The following is a 24,407-nucleotide window of genomic DNA, read 5'->3' as shown; positions in this document are numbered from 1 at the left end:
TTACTCCTTATCCGCAGCATTGTCATAAACGGGCTTTCTGGCCGGAAACGCGGTTCTTACCAGTACGAAAAACATGGGAATGAAGAATATGGCCAGCAAGGTTGCGGTAAGCGTGCCGCCCAGAATGCCTGTCCCGATGGAAATCCGGCTGTTTGCTCCTGCACCCGATGCGATAACCAGCGGGAAAATACCAAAGACAAAGGTAAGCGAGGTCATGATGATCGGGCGCAGACGTTGTGCTGCTGCGTGAATGGCAGCATCGACGGCGCTTTGCCCTTTTTCATACGCTGCTTCGGCAAACTCGACAATCAGGATGGCGTTTTTAGCCGATAACCCGATGGTGGTTAGCAGCGCTACCTGAAAGTAAACATCGTTTTCCAGGCCACGGAAAGTGGCCGCCAGCGCAGCACCAATTAATCCCAGCGGAATAACCAGCATCACCGAGAATGGAATAGACCAGCTCTCGTAAAGTGCGGCCAATGCCAGAAACACCACCAGAATAGAAATGGCATACAAGTAAACCGATTGTCCGCCGGACAGATTTTCCTGATAGGACAATCCGGACCACGCATAGGTCACCTTGCCGTTACCCACTTCATCGGCAAGGCGTTCCATTTCCGCCATCGCCTCGCCTGAACTGACGCCCGATGCTGCGCTGCCCTGAATTTCGTAGGAAGCCAAACCGTTAAAGCGGCTCAATGTTTGTGGCATCTGCGACCAGGAGACACTGGAAAAGGCACTGAATGGTGTCATGGTGGTGTTGCCGTCACTGTCAGTACCGCGTACGTGCCACTGGCGTAGATCTTCCGGTTTGGCGCTGTAGTTACTGTCGCCCTCAATGTAGACTTTTTTCACCCGGCCACGGTCCAGGAAATCGTTCACATAAGAACCGGCCCAGGCCGTAGATAGGGTGTCGGCCACATCTGACAAACTTAACCCCATGGCAACGGCTTTTTCGTTATCAATATCGATATCCAGTTGCGGGGTTTCACTAAGCGTGCCTTCACGCACACCGCTCAGCAGCGGATTAGTGCGGGCTTGTTGTAAGATGGCATTCTTAATTTCTGTCAGTTCGTCACGGGTCGTGCCCGCCGCTGCCTGTAACTCGAAGGTAAAGCCGTTACTTTGACCGAGACCCTGAATCACCGGCGGCAGCATAGCTATCACACTGCCGTCGCGGAGTTCGCTCATCTTCATCATCAGGCGACCAGCAATGTCTGATGCCGATTCACCGTCGCCGGTTCTTTCGTCCCAGTCTTTTAGTGACAGGAAGCCCATACCTGCGTTCTGGCCGCTGCCGGAAAAGCTAAAACCGGAAACTGTGAAGAAGTGATCAACCAGATCCGATTCCTCTTCCTGAATATAAGTCTGAATTTCATCAGCAATGGCGGTGGTACGGGTAATCGATGCACCGGCAGGCAAGTTAAACATCACCATCACATCACCCTGATCTTCCTCTGGCAAAAAGCTGGAGGGGAGTTTCACCATCAGCAGGCCCATTACGGCAATAATTACCACATAACCAGCCAGCCAGAATTTAGGGCGCTTAATCGCTGATACCGCACGCAGGTTATATTTGTCGGCAAACTTGTCGAACATGCGGTTAAACCAGCCGAAAAAGCCACCGGTCTGACGGCTTGCACCGGTATCTTTCAGAAGTGATGCACACAGCATGGGGGTCAGCGTTAGCGCCACAAACACCGATAGCAGCATGGACGAAATTACGGTTACCGAAAACTGGCGGTAGATAACGCCAGTTGAACCACTGAAAAAAGCCATAGGCAGGAACACGGCGCAGATCACAATGGATGTACCGATGAGGGCAGAGGTGATCTCTTTCATAGACAGGATCGTGGCATCCCGGGGCGACATCTTTTCCTCTGACATCAGCCGTTCCACGTTTTCAATTACTACGATGGAGTCATCTACCAGTAAGCCGATGGACAGCACCAGACCAAACATGGTCAGGGTGTTGATGGAGTAGCCCATCGCGGCCATGATGCCGAATGTACCCAACAGCACCACGGGCACGGAAATGGTAGGGATAATCGTAGCCCGCCAGTTTTGCAGGAACAACCACATGATCAGTACCACCAGAACGATGGCAATGATCAGGGTTTCCACGACTTCCAGAATCGATAACTTGATAAACGGGGTTGCGTCTTTCGGAAACGCCATTTTGTAGTTGTCCGGGAAATTCTTTTCCAGATCACTCAATACCGCTTTAACCCGTTCTGATGTATCCAGGGCATTGGCACCGGGAGCCAGCATAATGGCAATACCGGATGCAGGATGACCGTCGAGACGGGGAACCGCAGAATATGATTCACTACCCATTTCAACACGGGCAACCTGAGATAACCGTACATCGGTGCCCTGACGGTCAGACTTCACAATGATGTTTTTAAAATCGGAAACACTCTGCAGCATGGACTGAGCCGTTACGGTAGCATTCAGCTCTTGCGTATCCGGCGAAGGCATGTCACCGATTTTACCGGCGGGCACCTGCACGTTCTGGGCGCTCAGGGCGGAGGTAATATCTGAGGGCATCAGTTCGTATGCCGCCAGCTTTGCCGGGTCGAGCCATATGCGCATGGCATACTGGGAACCGAACACGTTGATGTCACCCACACCTTCAGTTCGGGCAATGGTGTCCTGCATATTTGAGGCGATATAATCCGAGATATCGAACTCAGAGTCCTCGTCGGTTTCGTCGTAAACAGCAGCGATAAGCAGCATATCGCTTTGCGATTTGGTTACTGTCACCCCTTCAGACTGCACGGCAGAGGGCAAGCGGGAGTTCACCTGTTGCACTTTATTCTGAACCTGTACCTGGGCGTAATCGGCATCAGTTCCCTGCTCAAATGTCAGCGAGATACTGGCGCTTCCCGCAGATGAGCTGGAGGAAGAAAAATACAGTAGACCATCCAGACCCGTGAGCTGTTGTTCCAGTACCTGTGTGACGCTGTTCTCTACGGTCTGGGCGTCTGCACCGGAATAGTTGGCACTGATGCTTACTGTAGGCGGCGCAATATCAGGATATTGGGCAATGGGTAAAGAGAGTATGGAAGCGGTTCCCGCCAGCATAATAATAATGGCGACAACCCATGAAAATACGGGCTTATCTATGAAGAATCGGGCGAACATTACTCATTTCCTCCCTGATTTTTCGCTTTAGGTGCTGCCACTCTGCCATCTTCGTTCAGCGTCACGTCGGTAACGGTGATGTCTGCGCCGTCCTGTAAACCGTCGATACCCTCCACAATCACTTTTTCACCGGCCTTAATGCCGTATTCAGTCAGCCATTTATTACCGGTGGCTTCCTGTAAGGTCAGCGATCTTTTCACCGCTTTACTCCCTGAAGCGACCCAGGCGAAAGCATTACCTTTATTGTCAAACTGCACGGCTTGCTGGGGTACAAGAATCGCGTTTTCGTCTACCGCTATGGTGACTTTGGTGCGGATAAACATGCCGGGCATGAGAATGCCGTCCGGATTGGGAAAAGTCGCCCGTAAGGTGATAGAGCCGGTGGCTTCATCAACAGCCACTTCATGCATAGTGAATGAGCCGGTTTCATCATATTCAGTATTATTTTCCAGCATGGCGATAACATCACTGGAGCCGGATGTTACGCCCTCGCGCTGCATCATTGCACGGCGCTCAAGCACACCTTCGCTGGTTTCTGTCATATCTATATAAATCGGGTCGAGCTTGCGGATGGTGGTTAACGCCGTGTCCTGCCCCTGAGTGAGCAATGCGCCTTCGGTCACATTAGAAATGCCAGTACGGCCACTGATGGGGGCAGTAATGCGGGTGAAAGCAAGATTAACGTTGGCAGAGTCCAGTGCTGCCTGCGCTTTGGCTAAAGTGGCCTGAGCAACCAGATAGTCGGCATGTGCGTTGTCGGCATCCTGTTGGGAAATACCTTCTATCTTTAACAGGTTCTGGTAGCGCTCATCAATCAGCCGGGTTGACTCCACAGACGCTTTCGCGCTCAACAGATCGGCTTTTGCTTCGTTCACGCTGGCGCGATAGGTTGAATCTTCAATCTGGTAAAGCAGCTGTCCTTTTTCTACAAAACTGCCTTCTTCGAACAAACGCTGTTCAAGTACACCGCCCACTTGCGGCCTGACCTGTGCAGTTTGTTGCGCCACAACACGGCCTTGCAGCGTGCGGGTAATCGGGAATGTTTGTGCGGCTATGGTAATTGCGCTAACGGCGGTGGCGCGGGGCGCAGAACGTTGACTTTGTGTTGTGTCACTACAAGCTGAAAGGGTAAGCAGGCTGGTAATAACACAGAGAGTGGTGGCGATCTTCATGGCGGGTTCCTTGTTTAATCCGGAGCTGACGGCGCTAAGCGCTTTCCCGTCAGTTTGCTGAAGCAGAGTGTATCGACAAGGAGGGTTAAGGCAGGGTTAACGCGGTTTTATGAGAAGGCAGATTAGCGAAAAAGCGGGACGAATTTACTCATTCACCGGCGTTTTTTGCCGTGAATGAACGCGCCATTTACAAAGGGGGTACAATGCTGAAGGAATAAAAAAAGCACCTGAAAAGGTGCTTTGTGCAATAGCAACTGTGTCAGACGTTTTCGAACAGGTTCTCTACGCGCTGACGAATTTCTTCAATTCGGGTGACGTCAGCCGGAGCGATAAAAATCGTATCATCACCGGCAATGGTACCCAGCACGCCGTCTTTCTGACTCAGAGAGTCAAGCAATCTTGCGATAAGCTGTGCGGCACCGGGGCTGGTTCTTATGATTACCATCACATTATTGTGTACAATGTCGAGCACGAGCTGTTTAAGCGGACTCTTCGCCGTAGGCATGCCAAGTTCAGGTGGTAAACAGTAAACCATATCACCGCGGGCATTTCGCGTTCTTACCGCGCCGAATTTACTCAGCATACGGGACACTTTTGATTGGCTGATGTTATCAAAACCCTGTGATTTCAGTGCTTCAACGATTTCACCCTGAGACCCGAAGCTTTCTGCTTTCAGGATCTCTTTGAAGGCTTTGATCATCTTTTCTTGTTTTACGTTAGCCATATTTTCCTGTCGTATTTGGTGTTTAAGGGTACAAACCGCTATTATTGTGCCGTAGTCATCACATTTAAGCAATATTTATGCATATCCATTCAAATTATTGCATAATCTTGCGGCTTATACCCATTATGCATGCATAAGACCATTGGGTGATTGAGTTTTTTTACGCGTTGATTTACTGTGACGCTCCGTTTTTTTGACGAGTAACTATTCCATAGGAGAAATGGTATGAAAGTAGCCGTGTTAGGTGCTGCCGGTGGTATTGGTCAAGCGCTGTCATTGTTGTTGAAAACACAATTGCCAGCAGGTTCTGAATTAGCGTTATATGACGTTGCGCCAGTTGTTCCTGGTGTTGCTGTTGACCTGAGCCACATCCCCACCGCGGTGAAAGTTACCGGTCATGGTAAAGATGATCTGGCTGATGCGCTTACCGGTTGTGACGTTGTTCTTATTCCGGCCGGCGTTCCGCGTAAGCCTGGTATGGACCGTTCTGACCTGTTCAACATCAATGCCGGTATCGTTAAGAACCTGATTGAAGGTGTTGCTGATAACTGTCCTTCTGCTTGTGTTGGTATTATCACTAACCCTGTAAACACTACTGTTGCTATCGCTGCTGAAACGCTGAAAGCAAAAGGCGTTTACGACAAGAACAAGCTGTTCGGTGTTACTACTCTGGATGTGATCCGTGCTGAGACTTTCGTGTCTGAACTGAAAGGTCTGGACGTATCAAGCGTACATGTTCCTGTAATCGGTGGTCACTCCGGTACGACAATCCTGCCTCTGCTGAGCCAGGTTGAAGGTGTTTCTTTCACTGACGAAGAAGTAGCAAGCCTGACTACACGCATCCAGAATGCAGGTACTGAGGTTGTTGAAGCGAAAGCTGGCGGCGGTTCTGCGACGCTTTCTATGGGTCAGGCTGCAGCACGTTTCTGTCTGTCTCTGGTTGCTGCAATGCAAGGTGAAAACGTTGTTGAGTACACTTATGTACAAACTGACGACAGCGATGACGCGGCATTCTTCGCACACCCTGTACGTTTAGGTCCTAACGGCGTTGAAGAAATTCTGCCATACGGCGAGCTGAGCGCTTTCGAACAAAAAGCGAAAGACGACATGCTGGAAGGCCTGCGTGGCGACATCAAAATTGGTGTTGAATTCGTAAACGGCTAATTCCGTTTCGGTGATGCATTGAAAAAACCGGCTTTTGAAAGCCGGTTTTTTTATACCCTGATTTCAGGTACACAAGGTATTACTTTTATAAGTACAGCGAAGGGACGACAGCGTTTGTGCATGATTACAGAGCGACTTAATACACATCCCTGTGATAACGGTGGCTGTCGGTTAACTGTTGCACCTGTTCCTCTCCGAGCATCCTGATTAATGTGTGGTGCACACCTTCACCCATACCATCGTAGCTGCCGCAGACGTATATCTGGCCGTCATTGTTTACCACATCACGAAGCGCGTCTTCGCTTTGCTGCAGCGCTTGTTGTACATACATGGGGTGGTCCGGACAACGCGAGAATACCCGCTTCACAGTGACATTGGCTGCGTTCAGCGCCTGTGCAGGAATAACTTCTGACAGAATGTCATCAAGTTCCCGTGTGCGTTCACCAAATAACACGTAGACCGGTGCTGTATGTTGCTGCTCTGCTGCCTGCATCCACTGAGCTCGGATACCTGCCAGTCCACTGCCGGCAGCTATCAGAAGTAGTGGTTTGTTGTTAAGTGTAAGGTGGCAGGCGGGGTTTACATGCAACCTGGCTTTAACTGTGTCGTTTATTTTTAACTGCTGTGTCAGCCACCCTGAGGCCAGGCCCTGACTGCCGTCCTCTTTAATCGCCAGCCTTACAATCAGTTTAATAATATGACTTTCGCTGCTTACAGAGGCGATGGTATAGCTGCGGGCGATTTCCTCTGATGTATTCAAAGGCAGTACATCAAGAATATCACCGGCTTGCCATTGCTGAGCATTGTGTCCGGCGTAAAGATCGATTTCAAAAAGCGGGTGACGGGGACCACTGTTGAGTTGTCGCCTGCGGATAAGCGTGAAATCCTCATACGCGGGTACAGCCACACTTGCAGATGAGTATTGTGCCAGTGCGGCAGTCTCTTCACCTTTACTGTGATCAAGCTTAACCAGTGGTGCAACGGGGCTGGCACCCAATGCATTCAACCGCTTATCAATATGTTCGCCGAAAGCACAAAAATGCGGATATTTACTGTCTCCCAGCGCGACGACTTCATACTCGAGATGAGATAAATCAGTTTCGTTCCTGCGGGTGCGGTTCAGGGCTTTGAAAAATGAACGTCCGTTATCGGGCGGCTCACCATGACCGTAAGTACTTACTACAAATAAAGCCCTTTCGAATTCTTTCAGACGCTCCGGTGAGAGGGCTGATAATGGCATCAGCACCCCGTGTTTAAATTCACTGTGGTTTGCGGCATATGCTTTTGCCAGTGCCTGTGCGGTACCTGTCTGGCTTGCCCAGGCAATCAGAATTTTGCTTTCCTGAGTATGCTGCCTCAGCAAATGCTTCCCTTTGTGTTTCCAGAACAGATAGCCAACCCAGAGGGAATAGGCCGCTACCATGCAAAGCCCCGTCAGTAATCGTTCAAACTCGGTCACAACCAGAATACCTTAATGAATAAACACCAGCATAATGAAAACAGGGATGAGGAAACCCAGTGCCGTTACCGGCCAGGTTGACGCTTTGTGAGGTGCCTGTTTTATCAGTAATTGCAGTCCGGTGACGGTGAAAATAATCACTACCACAGAAAAAATATCAATAAACCATTGCCACACTGTGCCGGTATTCCGGCCTTTATGTAAGTCGTTAAAATAAGCTATCCAGCCGCGATCTGAGCCTTCGTAAACTAATTCACCCATTTCGGTATCCACCGACAACCAGTGATCCTGACCGGGACCTGGCCAGGAAACATACAGCTCAACACCATCCCATTCTCCTTCCTTATCAGACGGCGGCGTGATGCGCTGAGCGTCAGCCAGCCAATTTCTCAATGAAGCGGGCAGGACGACAGAGCCTTCAGGCAACTCACTGATATCAGACAGCACATTATCCGGTAATTCCGCCTCAACATTTCTTACCTGCGGCGCAACTTCAATATCCGCCGCGTGATTAAGCGTGATACCGGTTATGGCGAACATGAACATGCCAATCATACAGATGGCGGCTGAAATCCAGTGCCATTGCCTAGCACTGCCAAGGGAAAATCGCATAGTGTTACTCAAATTCGGGAATACAGGCTTTGTAACATAATTCAAAGCAGGATAGGGATATGATAATGGGAATTATTATTTTTTGAAGTGAAGCCGGCCCGCATAGCAGGCCGGTTATCGTCATATCAGAGTAATTTGGTTATCAGAAAGTGTAAGTGATATAGGCACTTGCGCTGCGTCCCGGTTCAGAGAACCGCTGGTAACCGGTACCGCTGACACCTGAGAAGAAACCACCATTACCTGAGCGAAGATTGTCTACAACACCCCAGTTGTAGTATTCCTTATCTGTCAGGTTGTAGATAGCTGCTGTGAGTGTCAGGTTTTCTGTGATCGCATAGAAACCGGTGAGGTCAAACACGGTATAACTTTGCGGGTAGAAGAAAGGGCCACTGCCATTGTTCAGCGAGGTGAAACTCTTCTGAGCAGACTCATCCATTCCGGCTGAATAAACAATGTGGGCTTTAATACCCCAGTTGCGCTCGTCTGAAAGGTAACCAAGGCTCACCGTCGCAGAGTCAGGTGCCAGAGTCTCAAGATCATCTCCTTTATCGTAGAAGTCGAAATCACCTTCGCTGGCCGGCGTGTATTCAGACAGGTATTCACCGTCCAGGGCTGAGTACGTCAGGCGACCGGTAATATTGTCTGTGAATAAATAAAAGGCACTGAATTCAATCCCTTCTACTTTTATTTCACCGGAGTTCTGTGCTTGGGTATAGACGTCTTCTGTCAGTACTTCACTTGTACAGGTACCGGTGTAGTAACTGCAGGTCTCAATATTTACTTCAGCATCGTAAGGGGTAGAAAAGGTTTCGCTTTGGATGCGGTTTGTATAGTTTGTTCTGAACGCGCTCAGGCTGATAAAGCCTCGTTCGAACTGAGCCAGGTAGCTGATTTCATAGTTAACAGACTTTTCCGCATCCAGGTCCGGATTCGATATTTCGTCAATGTCCTGATACACCGTGCCGGTAACTGTATCCGTAATTTCTTCGCCGGAGTTAGTACCAAAATAGAGTTCCTGCAGCGTCGGTGCTTTATAGCCCTGACTGATTTTTGCCTGAATTTCCTGACCGGGAACGAATTCATAGCTTAATCCTACTTCACCGATTAGAGCGTTAAACTGCGCATCGGAAACGCTCTGGCCCAGCGGATCGGAAAAACTGTCATTTAATTCCGGCTCATAGTCTGTTTTGTCGTAGCGTGCACCTACATACAGTTTTACTACTTCGTTCAGTGCCATGGTGTCGGCAGCGTACACAGACAGTACATGTTTATCTGATGCAGGAACAAAGCCCTGATCCAGAATAGGGTAACCATCGAGTACCGGGTCGCTGGTGGTCTCACCATCGTAGCGGCGGTCATACATGATGTTTTCTACGGATACAGACTGATAATTCACACCGTAAGCAAAGTCATGGTTGATATCCCCTTCAACCGACTTTTTAAGGTCGATATTCAGACTGGTGGAATCCTGTTCAAAGCTGCGATCTTCCTGACGAAGGATCACGGCACCCTGGCTTGAGTAAAGAAAAGAGGTCAGGCCGGATGTGTACAGTTGCTGATAATCTGCTTTCACTTCAATGCTGTCGAAGAAAAGGTTACCGGCATTATCCTGTTTGTAGAAAATTCCTGCGCGCTCACGGTTATTTTCGTCATTACTGCTGAAATTATAATAGCTGGCAGTTTCACCTTCGGCCGGTTCACGGGATAACGGCGTGCCATCTGAAGAGCGGTCAGTTTTTTCGTAAACCACACCAATTTGCGCATCTTCAGATAAGTTATAGGCCAGCTTCAGCAGCACGGCATCTGAAGTGTTATCCATCGGATCGGCCTGTCCACGTGCGGGTCCGGCAATACCTGCACCGTTACTGTGGGCTTCCGTTTCATTGCCGTCACGACGGGTGTATTGCAACAGGCTTTCAAAATTGCCGGTACGGTTTGCAACAGAGCCGTTGATCAACCATTCGTTTGAACGTGAATCGAAACCGGTTTTGACTCTGCCGCCGGTTGCATCGCCGGACACAGGCAGAAAATCTGAGGCATCATTAGTGACATAGGTTACTGCCCCGGCCAGTGCGCCTGAGCCGTTTGCGACAGCACTTGGACCTTTCGAAATTGTTACGGTTTTAACGTGTTCAAGTTCTACCTGACCACGGCTCGAACCGAACATGCCGTAAGCCGCAAAGCTTGACGGGTTAAGTGTTTCGCCCTGAGAGATACCGTCTACGGTTACGGCAACAGCATCACCTTCCAGACCGCGGATATTGAATCCGTCATCACCGAAGCGGTTTCCTGAATCATTAATTTGAACGCCGGCTTCATAGCGGGCGGTATCTTCGATATTGGTGATAGATTGTTCTGCCAGCGTTTTAGCATCCAGAGTAACCGCAGTGGATGTCATTTCTTTACTGTCTTCGCTCTGTACTTTGGTTGTGGCGAGTTGTTCTTTTTCTTGTGCGAAAACATTACCAGACAAGATCGCCGTGACTGCAAAAAACAGGGCTGACCGTTTGAAGTTCATGAGTGGCTCCGTGCAATATTAATAAAAGTGCAAATAATTAGTATTTAGATCTAAGTGGCGAAAAGGGGAGAGTTATGCGATGCGCAGAAAAGGTGTTTAACACTATCGCCGCTCAGATTTGATTGAGGATGATATTGATAACAATTCCTATTTGCAATAAGATCGGGAAACTTTTTACAACCTAAGTACTAAAAAATGAAAATAAAATCCTTAGCACTGGCAAGTACAATGATGATGCTTGCACCCATAGCGAACGCCCACACTCCTTACCTGAAACCGCTTAGTTTTGAGCCGGTTAGCCGTGACTCGATGACGCTGGATGCGTCATTCGCAGAGCAGTTTTTTGTGCCCGAAGTGGCCATCAGTAATGCGCCTTTCGAGGTTGAGCAACCGGATGGCAGTATCGTACCGGTAGAGACGGTGGTGAATTTGAAAACCCGTAATGTCCTTGAACAGACACTGGAACAGGAAGGGACCTATAAGTTTTCCACCGGTAAGCGGTTGGGGGCGATTTTTCGCGTTTACGATTTGAATGGTGAGCGCGGTTCGGTGAGAGGAAATGAAGAACCTTTACCGGAAGGGGCTGTGTTGACAGAGCACTTCCAGTCGGTGACCAGCGCGGTTGCTTACGTGACGAAGAAATGTCCTACTAAAAAAGTACTAGCCGGTACGGGTAAAGGACTGGAGATTGTGCCGGCGACTCATCCTAATGGTTTGTTTGCGGGAGACCATTTTGAATTCACCCTGCAGTACGAAGGTAAACCGCTGGCTGAGCAGACGGTAACGGTGTATTTCGCCAATGATCAGTTCAGTGAAGAAGCAGATTTTCAAAAGTTAACGACCAACTCAAAAGGTGTTGCATCGGCCACCCTGGATAAACAGGGATTGTACTTGCTGCAGGTCCGCGTGAAAGAAGCTGCTCCGGAAGGCGAAGCGGTACCTCTTTACAGCTACACAACCACGTTGACGTTAGAAGCTTTTTAAGGAGCCCATCATGAAAACCCGTATTTCTATTATTGCTACAGCTTTGGGCCTGCTTACCAGTACCTGCTCACTGGCTGCCCCTCACAGTGCCAGCGGTATTATTTTAACCTACGACCTGGATGGTAACGAAAAGCTGTCTCTGGAAGAATTTGTTGATGCCCGCAGACAGCGTTTTGCCGCAACGGATACCAACCACAACGGTACCATCGAAGAAGATGAGTATGTTTACGAGTGGGAAGGTCATATGAAAACACGCATGGCGGCTGACAGAAAAGCGTCGGTGAAACAGACACATATTCGCTTCAACGCTATAGACAAAGATGACGATAAGCAAATCACCAAAGCTGAAATGGATGCAGTGGGCGGACGGGGCTTTGACTTCATGGATCAGAATAAAGACGGACTGATCCTGGCCTCTGATCCTGACCCGGTACGCGAAGGCCGCAGTGCAGACAGTGATGACAAGCCAAAGCTGGAGCAGCGCCCCATGTTGCGCATGCCGACCACACATAATATCAAAGGCTTCATGGATTTATATGACACCAACGGTGACGGCAAAGTCGATAAGGCTGAATTTCAGGCTGTCAGAGATGAGCAATTTGCCCGCACTGACGAGAATGGCGATAAGGTACTGACTGAGCAGGAATATGTGCTGGAGTTTGAAGACCGTCTGGACGCGCAGTATGAAAAAACCTATGAGGGACAGGTAAAACAAACTTACGTGCGTTTTGGTGTACTGGACAAAGACGAAAGCGGGCATATGACATTTAACGAATACATGCAGTCCGGCTTCCGTTCTTTCAGCCGCTACGATACTAGCGGCGATGGTTTCATCACCATCGACGATCCGGCCCCGGTATTTGAACGAGAAAGCAACGATAATGACGACAAGGCAACACAAACTGCGAGAGTCAGTAATCCATGAAACGTCGCTTCATTATCTGCCTTCTGAGTACCTGGACAGCTGTTGCTGTTCAGGCCGCCGGTTCAGCTCAACCTGAGCCGGCAAAGCAATCTTTTCACATTCAGCAACCCGGCTACGATGTCACGGTTATCATGGAAAGTGGCGATGCAAAGGTTGAGCAGGAAGCGCTGAAAGCACTGGTGCACGACACGGCAGAGGCTACAAACCCGCAAGGCAGCTTACTGACGGAACTCTCCCGCGGGGGAACGCATGAATTGCCATCCTGGTTGTATGAGGGCATCGCGAAATGTGAAGCCTGGTTTCAACTGACAGAAGGGAAAGTCAGTTGCCGTAATGGTGCGCTGTACCGTTACTGGGAGCAGTATGTTGCCGGGAACGTGTCTATGGAACGGCGGGATGCACGGAAACTGGCGAGAGCATCCAGAGTTACGGCAGTGTCATTAACTGCGCCGGCACAACTTACCATGCCGCAGGCTATGCCTGACGGACCATTCTGGAACGTTGGCATTATCGGTGACGCACTGATGGTTAACCGGATTTCCGGTTACCTCGCTGAGAGAGCCGGTGCCGGCGCTGCCTTTTCCGTTCAGGTGAACGACACAGTGTCCTTTTACGGGACGTCGCCGGAGGAGCGTATGCTATTTGGTGAACCTGTGGCTGATCATAACGAACCCTTTTCCGGCACGGTCATAAATACTGTCACGAGAAAGGTTGTTGCCGGTGCAAAGGAAGCCGGCGTGCTGGACAGCAGTGATGGCTGGCCTTCCTCAGGCTTAACGTCACATGTGGTGGCGAAGAATGTGTTTGATGCAGCTCTGGCCGCTCAGCTTGCGGTGATCACCACGACAACACAGATGCAGGATTTACTCAGCGACAAACAGGATGTGCTGGTAAAAACCACTGATAAGAAAGGCAGGGTAAATACGTCAGACGGCTACTTTGCTTTCTGGCAAGGGAAGGAAGATGCCGGTGTGACTGCGCTGGATATCGATGTGACGCTGCCCCGTTTTAATGTCAGTAATTATCATGGCCCCTATGCATCGGTATGGCTTACCGGGGAAGATGCACAGCTGGTTAAAAGCTTATTAATTCGCGGAGACAGCCAGCGCTGGCTGACAGAATTAAGAGTGTGGTGGCGTAAAATCGGACGTACACATGAAGATTTCATTGACGGTTTTGCCGGTGCGACCCGCAAGAACAAGCCTCTGCACGTACACTGGGACGGATTTGACGAACAGGGAAGGCCGGTCACGGATAAGAAACTTGTGCTGAATGTAGAAGTTGCACGGGAAGATGGCGGCCGTAACTATCAGAAAATCCCGCTGGACCTGAATGCCCTGATTAAGCAGCCCCTCCATACAGCCGGTAAAGGGGAGATTGGTGACATAACCGTATCGTTATAAGTGTGTGTGGCGGACAAGCCGCAACAGAAGCAAAAAAGCCGTCTTAATGAAGTGACCCCCAATAGTTGGACATTCCAATTACTGGGGGTCTTTTTATGTCCAAACATCCTCGAGCCTTCAAGCTCAAAGTAGCTGAGTGTGCTTTATCTGAAAGTTCTTCGGCGATAGGTGGCAGATTTAATGTCACAGAAAGGCAGGTCCGATATTGGACTGCTGTTTATCGAATTCATGGCGCTGAAAGCTTCAGGTCTACTCACAGGCCATATTCTCAAGCATTTAAAACAGATGTGTTGAAAACAATGGCAGCTAACAACTGGTCACTTAGTTACACCAGCGCCTTCTTCGATTTATCGTCCCCTGGGATTCTTTTCCAATGGCAAAAGCTTTATGCTCACGATGGTATCTCCGGTCTAAAACCAAAGAAAAAAGGTAAACCTCGCGTGAAAAAAGAACCTTCTGCACCTAAACCATCAACTGAAATGACGGAGAAGGAACTCAGAGAAGAGTTGGACTATTTACGTGCGGAGAATGCTGTTCTAAAAAAGTTAGAAGCCTTGGCTCAAGCCAGAAAGAAAAAAGCAAAGACAAAACGATAGTTGTCGAAGAGCTCAAGGCTAGTTACAGCTTACAAAATCTATTAAAAATCACAGGACTCCCGAAAAGCGTTTATTACTATCATCGTAATACGCTAGAACGGTCGTGTCCCGATATTGGCTTAAGCGAAAAAATACGTACTATCTTTCATAAACATAGAGGGCGGTACGGCTATCGCAGAGTTACTTCTGCGCTGAGAACAGTAGGCTTGATAGTTAATCACAAGCGCGTACAACGCCTGATGAATGAGCTGGGGTTAAAATCCAAGGTAAGACCTAAACGTTACAAGTCCTATAAAGGTGAAGTCGGCAGAATCGCAGGCAATGAACTTAATCGAGAATTTACGGCAGTGAAGCCAAATCAAAAATGGGTGACCGATGTGACTGAGTTTAAAGTCAAAGACCAGAAAGTCTATCTGTCACCGATAATTGACCTGTTTAACCAAGAGGTTGTCAGCTATGAAGTACGCACATCGGTTGCACTGCCACTAGTCACAGACATGCTCAAAACCGCGACGAGTAAGCTACAGCGACATGAGAAGCCGCTTATTCACTCGGATCAGGGCTGGCAATACCAACATAAAGAGTACCAAAATCACATCAAAGCAAACGGGCTAGTTCAAAGCATGTCCAGGAAAGGAAATTGTTTAGACAATGCCGTCGCAGAGAACTTCTTCGGCATATTAAAAACGGAAATGTATCACAACGAGAAGTTCAACGATGCCGACGAACTGATTGAAAGCATCAAAGAATATATCGACTATTACAACAACGAGCGTATTAAGCTGAAACTAAAAGGCCTGAGTCCGATACAATATCGAAATCAGGCCTTGGCAGCCGCTTAGAAATGAGTCCAACTTTATGGGGTCACTTCATAATGACGGCTTTTGCATTTGGAAACGCTGACGGCGGATTAACCGGTGTTACGCATACCGATTGCGATACCGGCGATGGTTACCATCATTGCACGTTCCAGCACAGGGTTTTGCGCGTCGTCACCAGCGGCACGGATACGTTCCAGTAACTCAATTTGCAGATAGTGCAGAGGCTGTAAGTAACCGGCGCGGATGTTCATGGATTCTTTACCCATAGGATCTTTATCCATGATGCTTTCCTGGCCCGTGAGACTCAGCAGCGAGTCAATACTCTCCTGCAGCTCATCACGCAGTGCTTTACCGAAGTGTTTCAGTTCCGCAGGTACCAGACGCTCATCATAAGCTTCACTGATACGCGGATCGGCTTTGTTGAATACCATGTCCAGCATAGAAAGACGGGAACGGTAGAATGGCCATTCAGCGAACATTTCCTCAACCACTTTCGGGTCGCTCTCTGCTTTAACTGCATCAATGGCGCGCATTACGCCCAGCCATGACGGCAGAACCAGACGGGTTTGCGCCCAGGCGAAAATCCACGGGATCGCACGCAAACTTTCAATCCCGCCCTGTGGCTTACGCTTGGAAGGACGACTACCTAAAGGTAACTTACCCAGTTCCTGTTCAGGTGTGGCAACACGGAAATACGGCACAAAGTCTTTGTCCTGACGAACGGTACCGCGATAGTTATCGCGACCATTTGCTGCCATTTTGGTGATCAGCTCACGCCATTCAGGTTTTGGCTCCGGTGGCGGGAACAGCATCGCTTCAATAATGGCCGATGCGTAAATGCCCAGACTTTGCTTCGCCAGTTTAGGCATACCGAACTTATAACGGATGGTTTCACCCTGTTCAGTCACGCGGAAGCCACCGTCTAATGAGCCCGGAGGCTGTGAGTGAATAGCTGCGTGTGCAGGCAGACCACCACGACCAATTGTTCCGCCACGTCCGTGGAACAGGGTCAGTGTGGTTTCAAATTCGTCCGCCACTTTTACCAGCGCTTCCTGTGATTCATACTGTGCCCAGCCCGCTGCCAGTGCACCGGCATCTTTTGCTGAGTCAGAGTAGCCAATCATGACAAACTGTTTGCCTTTGATGTAGCCACGGTACCAGTCGATGGACAGCAGCTTGCGCATGACGGCAGGAGAATTGTTCAGATCGTCCAGCGTTTCGAACAGCGGCGCCACCGGCATTGGCCAGTCTACACCGGCTTCCTGAAGCAGCAACTGAACAGCCATAACGTCAGACGGTTCACTGGCCATGGAAATGATGTAAATGCCGAAGCCTTCTTTGCCGTGCTGGGAAATGACCTTACAGGTATCCAGCACTTCTTTCACGTCGGCAGAGGCATCCCACTCGGCAGGGAACAGCGGACGCTTCGAGCTCAGTTCACGTAACAGGAATGCCTGTTTGTCAGCTTCACTCCACTGCGCGTAGTCACCCAGACCCAGATAGCGGGTAATTTCACTGAATACATCAGCATGACGCTCAGAATCCTGGCGCACATCCAGTTGCAGCAGATGAATACCGAAACATTTCACCCGGCGGATGGTATCAAGCAGTAAACCGTTGGCGGTTACACTCATGCCACACTCAACCAGTGAGTCGTAACACAGTAACAGCGGCTTCAGCAGTTCATCGTTATGTTGTACCCAGTCAGACTGGTCGACTTTTTTGCCGGACAGATAGTCTGCAATACCGTCGCGGGTTGCACCACAGCGGCGAACCAGCGGACGCAACAGAGCGCGGTATGGTTCGTTAGCTTCTTCGCCCACTTCTTCACGAAGGGCTGCGCTGCAATCGAACATGGACAGTTCGACCTGTAAGCGGTCGAGGTCAGAGGCAAACAGTTTTGCTGCGCGTTTACGGGCCAGCAGCAAAACCTGCTCAGTCACTTTTGCGGTAACAAACGGGTTACCGTCACGGTCACCACCCATCCAGGAACTGAAGTGCACAGGTGCTGCATCCAGTGGCAGACTAACGTTGTAATCGGCTTTTAAGCGCTCATCCAGGTCACGGAGGAAATCCGGTACGGCTTCCCACAAAGAGTTTTCGATGACGGAGAAACCCCAGCGTGCTTCATCAACAGGCGTCGGACGAACTGAACGGATTTCTTCGGTATGCCATGCCTGACTAATCAAATCAGCGATACGGGTTTCAATACGCGTACGCTCGTGATCATCCAGAGATTCCTGGTGAATGCTTTGCAGGCATTGGGCGAGTTCTTTCTGCTTATGGATTAATGTACGGCGGGTCACTTCTGTAGGGTGAGCCGTGAGTACCAGGTCGATGTTCAGCTTCGACACGGCTTTTTGTACGTTTTCAACTGACAGATCAGCTTTATCAAGGTGTTTAAACAATGCATCCATAGATGCATCAACACTCATTGCACTGTTGTATTCCTGCTCGGCAATATTACCTAATGTCAGGAACTGTGCGAAAGCTCGTCCGACCGTCAAAAGATCAGAATCCGTCAGATTTTTGAAAATTTCTTTCAGATTTTCGCTACGGGTTGCATCGCCCTGAAATGAAGAACGACCATCTTTTCTGATGGTCTCAATGCGGTCTAACCATTCCTGACCTAATTCAGCTTTAATGGTTTCGCCAAGGACTTTTCCCAAGTACCGGACTGTGTCTTTCAGTTCGGCATCATAGTGTGATTGCATAGCATCCTCCTACTGTATATGCCCATAACCTTACTTCAAAATTGTCAAACTTGTCTAACCACTTTGAGTTATAAATTAAACCTTAATGAAAAGTTCATTTAACAAATCCCAAGCCCCAAGCATGTTGCAGCCCGATATGGTAAACTTGCCGGCAGGTTATTTCTTGGCCTTCAATGTAGTCATAATTAGCCCAAAAAATAAACAAATCTTGTAATTTAATTTCAGGAGTCAATGTGACCGATAAATATACCAGCGTAGAAACGCAAGCAAGTTACGGTGTTGGTTTCCAAATGGGAGAGCAACTTAAATCTAACCCATTCGAAGGCCTTGCGCTAGAAGCAGTTGTAGAAGGGTTAAGCGATGCGTTTAACGGCCAGGCAGCACAGGTTGACACCGATACCCTGCGTAATGCGTTCGGCGAAATCCATCAGCGTATGCAGGCTGCTAAAGCTGAGCAAAGCAAAGCGGTAATCGAAGAAGGTGAAGCATACCTGGCAAAGAACGCCGAGCGTGAAGAAGTCACTGTGACTGAAAGCGGCCTGCAGTATGAAATCATCGAAGCCGGTGAAGGCGACAAGCCTGCTGCTGACAGCAATGTGCGTGTTCACTACCACGGTACACTGATTGACGGTTCTGTCTTCGACAGCTCTTACAAGCGCGGTCAGCCTGCAGAATTCCCTGTTAACGGTGTTATCCGTGGCTGGACTGAAGCACTGCAACTGATGCCTGTTGGCTCTAAGTGGAAACTGTATATCCCTTATGAGCTGGCCTACGGCGAACAAGGTGCGGGTGGCGCAATTGCACCGTACTCTACATTAGTATTTGATGTAGAACTGCTGGATATTCTGGGTTAACTGCCTGCTGCGGCAGTCATCTGACTGCCGCTCTTTGCATCTTTGACGACTTTTCTCTTTAATAATTCAGAGCTGGATCTGCTCAGAGTTGTTATCCCGACAGACGCTATTACAATACGCGCACAATTAATAAAGGAAAAACTACTATGGTTATCAAGCCTAAAGTCAGAGGCTTCATCTGTACAAATGCGCACCCGGCAGGCTGTGCAGCTTCCGTAGCTGAGCAAATTGAATACGTTCGCCAGCAGGGCGTTCAGGGTGAAGGCCCGAAAAATGTTTTAGTGATCGGTTGTTCAACAGGGTACGGTCTGGCATCGCGGATCACTTCCGCCTTTGGCTATGGTGCTAAAACCTTAGGTGTTTGTTTCGAAAAAGAGCCGTCTGAACGTAAAACAGCTACTGCTGGCTGGTATAACACAGCTGCTTTTCATCAGCAGGCAGAGAGTAACGGACTGTACGCAAAAACCTTTAATGGCGATGCGTTCTCTGACGAGATGAAGGCGCAGGTGATTGAGCAAATTAAGGCAGACCTGGGTTCTGTGGATCTGGTCATTTACTCACTGGCATCTCCCCGCCGTACCGATCCTGTTTCAGGCGAAACCTACAAGTCTACGCTGAAGCCTGTTGGTCAGGCGTATACCACTAAAACCTACGACACAGATAAAGACAAAGTTCATGATGTGACGTTAGAGCCTGCCAACGATGAAGAAATTCACAACACCATCAAAGTGATGGGTGGCGAAGACTGGGAACGCTGGATGGATTTCCTGGGCGAAGCCGGTGTTCTGGCTGAAGGCTGTAAAACCACTGCCTATACTTATATCGGTAAAGAGCTTACCTGGCCTATTTATGGTCAGGCGACTATCGGTAAAGCCAAAGAAGACCTCGATCGCGCAGCCGCTGCGATTATTGGCAAGCACACAGAAAAACTGGTTGAAGCGAATGTTTCTTCATTGAAAGCGCTGGTCACCCAGGCCAGTTCAGCTATTCCTGTGATGCCTCTGTATATCTCTCTGATCTATAAAGTGATGAAAGAGGAAGGTACTCACGAAGGCTGTATCGAACAAATCGCCGGCTTGTTCAGTGAGTGCTTGTACAGCGACAGCCCGACACTGGACGAAGCGAACCGTTACCGTATGGACGGTAAGGAAACCAATGATGCAACACAGGCGAAAATTAAAGCCCTGTGGGATCAGGTAACACAGGAAAACTTCCATGAGTTAAGCGATTATGCCGGTTATCATCATGAGTTCCTGAAACTGTTCGGTTTTGACATTGCCGGTGTTGATTACGACGCCGACGTGGATCCGCTGGTTAAGTGGTAATTCATTAATATTTTGCAGAAGCCGTCGTGACAGACGGCTTTTTTGTACATTTTTTAATGTATCTGCAAAGTGTGTTTTGACAATGTGGATGAAATTTATGCAATAAGGGTTAACACGCAGTAATTAGGCGTTAAGTCTTAGTCAGTTTCGAAAAACTTTGTGGTAGACTTTCGCCGCCAATCCCAACCAGTGACTTATGTCATGGCATTACAATGTGTGACCCCGTTAAGCGTCAGACCAAAGATAGACTACAATAGAAGAGTTTTGGCTGAGGCGGATGTAACGATTACATAGCGAAAAACACACAGTGGTTATATTAAAAATTAACAAAAATTGTGGATAATCCATTATTTGCATAGCCTAAAGTGCTGCGATAATGCTAAAATCCCGTAGTTAAGTAGAGGGTATTTATATCTCTGCTTCCGGCTCACGCTTCAGTACCGCACCGGCAATAGCATGTGTGCAGGTTTCAGCTGATGTCCGGCCCTATAAAAATATAACGATAATATCCCGGCACGTATCGAAGTTTGCAACGCCGCAAGGTGAGTGCATGAACGCTGCAACGGAAAATCAATAAATAGTTTAGGTGACGGATACCTAATTTAGTAAGTGCGCTTCTGCATGCAGGCAGCGGATGCTGCAGTCATGCATAAGGGTTCTTCTATTAGAGTAGTGCGATTACGTATGATAAAAATCAAGAAAGGTCTCGACCTCCCTATTAAGGGAGCGCCGCAACAGCAAATCTCCGATGGATCTGCTGTCACGCGCGTTGCCGTTCTGGGAGAAGAATATGTTGGCATGCGTCCTACCATGCATGTCCAGGTTGGTGACAAAGTGGCTAAAGGCCAGATTCTTTTTGAAGACAAAAAGAATCCGGGCGTTAAGTTTACTGCACCAGCTGCGGGCGAAGTGGTAGAGGTAAACCGTGGTGCTAAACGTGTTCTTCAATCTGTAGTAGTAAAAATCGAAGGTAACGAAGCTGTTACTTTTGAGAAAATTGCTGCAGACCAGATCGCAAACGCTTCTCAGGAACAACTGCAAACCTTACTGGTGGACTCCGGTCTGTGGACTGCGTTACGCACGCGTCCGTTCAGTAAAGTACCTGCTTTAGGTTCTGTACCATCCTCCATTTTCGTGAATGCAATGGATACCAACCCGCTTGCTGCAGATCCTGTGGCAATCATCGCTGAGCGCAGTGATGATTTTGTTGCCGGCCTGAAAGTGCTGAAGCAACTGAGTGGTGGCAAGGTTTACGTTTGTAAAGCCGCAGGCGCGTCAGTGTCTACCGGTGATGCGACTGTAGACGTTGCTGAGTTTGGCGGTCCGCACCCTGCAGGTCTTGCGGGTACGCACATTCACAACCTTGATCCGGTTGGTGCCAAGAAAACCGTCTGGTCTGTTAACTACCAGGACGTTCTTGCGTTCGGTGCTACCGTGACTACCGGTGAACTGGACAACCGTCGCGTTGTTTCGCTGGCAGGTCCTGCTGCGAAAAATCCTCGCCTGGTCAGAACACTTCTGGGTGCTGACATTGCAGAGCTGACAGCCGGTGAACTGGTTGATGGTGAAGTACGTACAGTGTCAGGTTCTGTCCTGAACGGTACTACAGCGCAAGGTGTTCACGGTTTCTTAGGCCGTTATCACTTACAGGTTTCAGCGTTAAAAGAAGGTCGTGAGAAGAAATTCCTCGGCTGGATCACGCCGGGTTCTGATAAGCACTCTGTAACCCGTGCTTATTTAGGTCACCTGTCGTCGAAAGATTACGACATGACAACCACCACTAATGGTTCAGAGCGTTCGATGGTACCAATCGGTAACTATGAGCGTGTTATGCCATTAGATATTCTTCCTACACTGTTGTTACGTGATTTGATTGCGGGCGATACGGACAGTGCTCAGGCAATGGGTTGCCTTGAATTGGACGAAGAAGATTTAGCTCTGTGTACTTACGTGTGCCCGGGCAAATACAGCTACGGTCCAATCCTGCGCAGTTGTTTAACCACCATTGAGAAAGAGGGTTAAGTCATGGGTTTGAAAGCGTATCTGGAAAAAATCGAGCCGGATTTTGAACCGGGTGGTAAGTATGAAAAGTGGTATGCACTGTATGAAGCAGCGGCAACGATTTTTTATACTCCCGGTAAAGTAAACAAAGCCGGTACTCATGTTCGTGACAGCATCGACCTGAAACGTATTATGATCATGGTATGGATGGCAACATTCCCGGCCATGTTCTTCGGTATGTACAACATCGGTTTGCAAGCGCAAGACGCGCTGGGTGCCGGTGCAACTGTACCAGACAGCTGGCAGGCAGCTATTTTCACTGCATTAGGTGGTGATTTGGCCAGTGCCGGCGGATTAGGCCTGTTCTTCTACGGTGCCTGCTTCTGGTTACCAATCTACGCAGTAACGTTCGCAGTAGGTGGTTTCTGGGAAGTCCTTTTTGCATCAGTTCGTAAGCACGAAGTTAACGAAGGTTTCTTTGTTACTTCTGTTCTGTTCGCACTGACACTGCCCGCAACGATTCCATTATGGCAGGTTGCTCTGGGTATTACTTTTGGTGTTGTTATCGCTAAAGAAGTCTTTGGTGGTACTGGCCGTAACTTCCTTAACCCTGCACTGTCTGGCCGTGCTTTCTTATACTTTGCGTACCCTGCACAAATTTCAGGTGACCAGGTATGGGTAGCAGCCGATGGTTTCTCAGGTGCTACATCTTTAAGCCAGGCGGCTTCCGGTAACTTAGATTACAGCAACATGGATCAGTGGATGAATAGCTTCATCGGAACCATTTCAGGTTCTGCGGGTGAAGTATCTGCACTGGCTATCATGATTGGTGGTCTGTTCATCATGTATATGCGAATTGCAAGCTGGCGTATTGTTGCCGGTGTTGCAGTAGGTGTAGCCTTCTTTGCTACTCTGCTTAACATGATTGGCAGCGACACTAACCCGATGTTTGCAATGCCTGCTCATTGGCACTTCGTTGTAGGTGGTCTTGCCTTTGGTATGTTCTTCATGGCAACTGACCCTGTATCAGCGTCGTTTACCAATAAAGGTAAGTGGGCATACGGTATCTTCATTGGTTTCATGACGGTACTGATCCGCGTCCTCAACCCTGCCTTCCCTGAAGGTGTAATGTTGGCCATTCTGTTTGCCAACTTGTGGGCGCCACTGTTCGACTATTTCGTCGCGCAAAGCAATATCAAGCGGAGGGTAGCTCGTGTCGGCTAAGAAAGAATCTTTAGGAAAAACAGTTGGCGTAGTAGTTGCCGTCTGTCTGGTTTGTTCAATTGTTGTGTCGGGTGCGGCTGTTGGCCTGCGTTCACTGCAACAAACAAACGCCCAATTGGATAAGCAAACAAACATTCTTACTGCTGCAGGTCTGTATGAGACTGGCATGAGCAACGACACCATCAATGCAAAATTTGATGAGTTTGTTGAGCGCCGTTTTGTCGACTTAGACTCTGGTGAATTCACTGAAATGCCTTCACCTGATTTCGACATGTACAAAGCTGCAAAAGTAACTGAGACAAGCACCAAAGTGGTAAACAGCAATGTTGGCTTCCAACGTCGTCCTAATGTTGCCAGTGTCTATCTGGTTCACAATGACGCCGGTGAAGTTACCCGCGTGATCCTGCCGGTACACGGTAGCGGTCTGTGGGATCTGATGTACGGTTTCCTGGCAGTTGATGCCGACGGTGAAACTGTGAAAGAACTGATTTACTACCAGCAGAAAGAAACGCCGGGACTTGGCGGTGAAGTGCAAAACCCTGCATGGCAGGCAAAGTGGGATGGCAAGAAGCTGTACGAAAACGGTGATGTTGCTATCGAGGTTAAGAAAAATGCTAACCCTGATAATCCTTACTCTGTAGATGCACTTTCCGGCGCAACCCTGACCAGTAATGGTGTTGAAAACACAATTCAGTACTGGGTAGGCGAGCAGGGCTTCGGTCCGTTCCTTAAGAAACAAGCATGGCGTTCATAAAGGGGTCTTA

General features: G+C 48.9%; 18 protein-coding genes. 11 read left to right on the top strand and 7 right to left on the bottom strand.

All coding sequences use genetic code 11. From position 1 onward, the window contains the following. From DS731_RS17785 to argR, 3 genes are all read right to left on the bottom strand, one after another. Positions 1–3,147 carry an efflux RND transporter permease subunit gene (locus tag DS731_RS17785; protein ID WP_119502585.1) on the bottom strand — a complete coding sequence of 1,049 codons (3,147 nt, stop codon included), beginning with the start codon at positions 3,145–3,147 and terminating at the stop codon, positions 1–3. Further along, positions 3,147–4,319 (bottom strand): efflux RND transporter periplasmic adaptor subunit, encoded by a 1,173-nt coding sequence (locus DS731_RS17780; RefSeq protein ID WP_119502584.1) that lies wholly within the window; start codon positions 4,317–4,319, stop codon positions 3,147–3,149. The genes DS731_RS17785 and DS731_RS17780 overlap by 1 nt, the downstream gene beginning before the upstream one ends. A 259-nt stretch (positions 4,320–4,578) precedes the next feature. Next, positions 4,579–5,043 carry a transcriptional regulator ArgR gene (gene argR, locus DS731_RS17775; protein ID WP_119502583.1) on the bottom strand — a complete coding sequence of 155 codons (465 nt, stop codon included), beginning with the start codon at positions 5,041–5,043 and terminating at the stop codon, positions 4,579–4,581. 225 nt (positions 5,044–5,268) lie between these two features. Here argR and mdh point away from each other — a divergent pair, with 225 nt between their 5' ends. Then, complete coding sequence (gene mdh / locus DS731_RS17770; RefSeq protein WP_119502582.1) at positions 5,269–6,207, top strand: malate dehydrogenase; 939 nt, start codon at positions 5,269–5,271, stop codon at positions 6,205–6,207. A gap of 136 nt (positions 6,208–6,343) precedes the next feature. On the opposite strand, the gene DS731_RS17765 is transcribed toward mdh, so the two are convergent. From DS731_RS17765 to DS731_RS17755, 3 genes are all read right to left on the bottom strand, one after another. Next, the gene (locus tag DS731_RS17765) at positions 6,344–7,666 is read right to left on the bottom strand and encodes an NADPH cytochrome P450 oxidoreductase family protein (RefSeq protein WP_150154315.1); all 1,323 of its coding nucleotides are present in this window, start codon (positions 7,664–7,666) and stop codon (positions 6,344–6,346) included. A gap of 12 nt (positions 7,667–7,678) precedes the next feature. Beyond that, a complete protein-coding gene (locus DS731_RS17760) occupies positions 7,679–8,278 on the bottom strand; it encodes a PepSY-associated TM helix domain-containing protein (RefSeq protein ID WP_119502580.1) in 600 nt (199 codons plus the stop codon). Positions 8,279–8,420: 142 nt separating this feature from the next. Continuing rightward, positions 8,421–10,796, bottom strand: coding sequence for a TonB-dependent hemoglobin/transferrin/lactoferrin family receptor (locus tag DS731_RS17755; protein WP_119502579.1), 2,376 nt, complete (start codon positions 10,794–10,796; stop codon positions 8,421–8,423). A 195-nt stretch (positions 10,797–10,991) separates the two neighbouring features. On the opposite strand from DS731_RS17755, the gene DS731_RS17750 reads away from it, so the two are divergent. The 5 genes from DS731_RS17750 (at position 10,992) to DS731_RS17730 (ending at position 15,546) form a co-directional block, all read left to right on the top strand. After that, positions 10,992–11,780: a DUF4198 domain-containing protein gene (locus DS731_RS17750; RefSeq protein ID WP_119502578.1), complete on the top strand. Its 789-nt coding sequence runs from the start codon at positions 10,992–10,994 to the stop codon at positions 11,778–11,780. A 10-nt stretch (positions 11,781–11,790) separates the two neighbouring features. Further along, positions 11,791–12,705 (top strand): calcium-binding protein, encoded by a 915-nt coding sequence (locus tag DS731_RS17745; protein ID WP_119502577.1) that lies wholly within the window; start codon positions 11,791–11,793, stop codon positions 12,703–12,705. Continuing rightward, complete coding sequence (locus tag DS731_RS17740) at positions 12,702–14,108, top strand: DUF2271 domain-containing protein (RefSeq protein ID WP_119502576.1); 1,407 nt, start codon at positions 12,702–12,704, stop codon at positions 14,106–14,108. Before DS731_RS17745 ends, DS731_RS17740 begins: the two co-directional genes overlap by 4 nt. A gap of 95 nt (positions 14,109–14,203) precedes the next feature. Beyond that, entirely contained in the window at positions 14,204–14,704 is a 501-nt protein-coding gene (locus DS731_RS17735; RefSeq protein ID WP_119500931.1) for a helix-turn-helix domain-containing protein, read from the top strand. Continuing rightward, positions 14,701–15,546 (top strand): IS3 family transposase, encoded by an 846-nt coding sequence (locus tag DS731_RS17730; protein WP_232373549.1) that lies wholly within the window; start codon positions 14,701–14,703, stop codon positions 15,544–15,546. Before DS731_RS17735 ends, DS731_RS17730 begins: the two co-directional genes overlap by 4 nt. A 68-nt stretch (positions 15,547–15,614) precedes the next feature. On the opposite strand, the gene ppc is transcribed toward DS731_RS17730, so the two are convergent. Continuing rightward, positions 15,615–18,239, bottom strand: a complete 2,625-nt coding sequence (gene ppc / locus DS731_RS17725; RefSeq protein WP_119502575.1) for a phosphoenolpyruvate carboxylase — start codon at positions 18,237–18,239, stop codon at positions 15,615–15,617. Positions 18,240–18,529: 290 nt separating this feature from the next. On the opposite strand from ppc, the gene DS731_RS17720 reads away from it, so the two are divergent. The 5 genes from DS731_RS17720 (at position 18,530) to DS731_RS17700 (ending at position 24,397) form a co-directional block, all read left to right on the top strand. Beyond that, on the top strand, positions 18,530–19,093 hold the full coding sequence (locus DS731_RS17720) for an FKBP-type peptidyl-prolyl cis-trans isomerase (protein WP_232373570.1): 564 nt from the start codon (positions 18,530–18,532) through the stop codon (positions 19,091–19,093). 146 nt (positions 19,094–19,239) lie between these two features. Further along, positions 19,240–20,418 (top strand): enoyl-ACP reductase FabV, encoded by a 1,179-nt coding sequence (gene fabV, locus DS731_RS17715; RefSeq protein WP_119502573.1) that lies wholly within the window; start codon positions 19,240–19,242, stop codon positions 20,416–20,418. A gap of 684 nt (positions 20,419–21,102) precedes the next feature. After that, on the top strand, positions 21,103–22,440 hold the full coding sequence (locus tag DS731_RS17710; RefSeq protein WP_119503487.1) for a Na(+)-translocating NADH-quinone reductase subunit A: 1,338 nt from the start codon (positions 21,103–21,105) through the stop codon (positions 22,438–22,440). A 3-nt stretch (positions 22,441–22,443) separates the two neighbouring features. Next, complete coding sequence (locus tag DS731_RS17705; protein ID WP_119502572.1) at positions 22,444–23,643, top strand: NADH:ubiquinone reductase (Na(+)-transporting) subunit B; 1,200 nt, start codon at positions 22,444–22,446, stop codon at positions 23,641–23,643. Further along, positions 23,633–24,397, top strand: a complete 765-nt coding sequence (locus DS731_RS17700) for a Na(+)-translocating NADH-quinone reductase subunit C (protein ID WP_119502571.1) — start codon at positions 23,633–23,635, stop codon at positions 24,395–24,397. Before DS731_RS17705 ends, DS731_RS17700 begins: the two co-directional genes overlap by 11 nt. Positions 24,398–24,407: the final 10 nt, after the last annotated feature.

Origin of the sequence: Alteromonas sp. RKMC-009 (assembly GCF_003584565.2) — a bacterium.
Classification (GTDB): Bacteria; Pseudomonadota; Gammaproteobacteria; order Enterobacterales; family Alteromonadaceae; genus Alteromonas.
The sequence above is the reverse complement of the archived record's forward strand: the minus strand, read 5'-3'. Positions and strand labels throughout refer to the sequence as shown.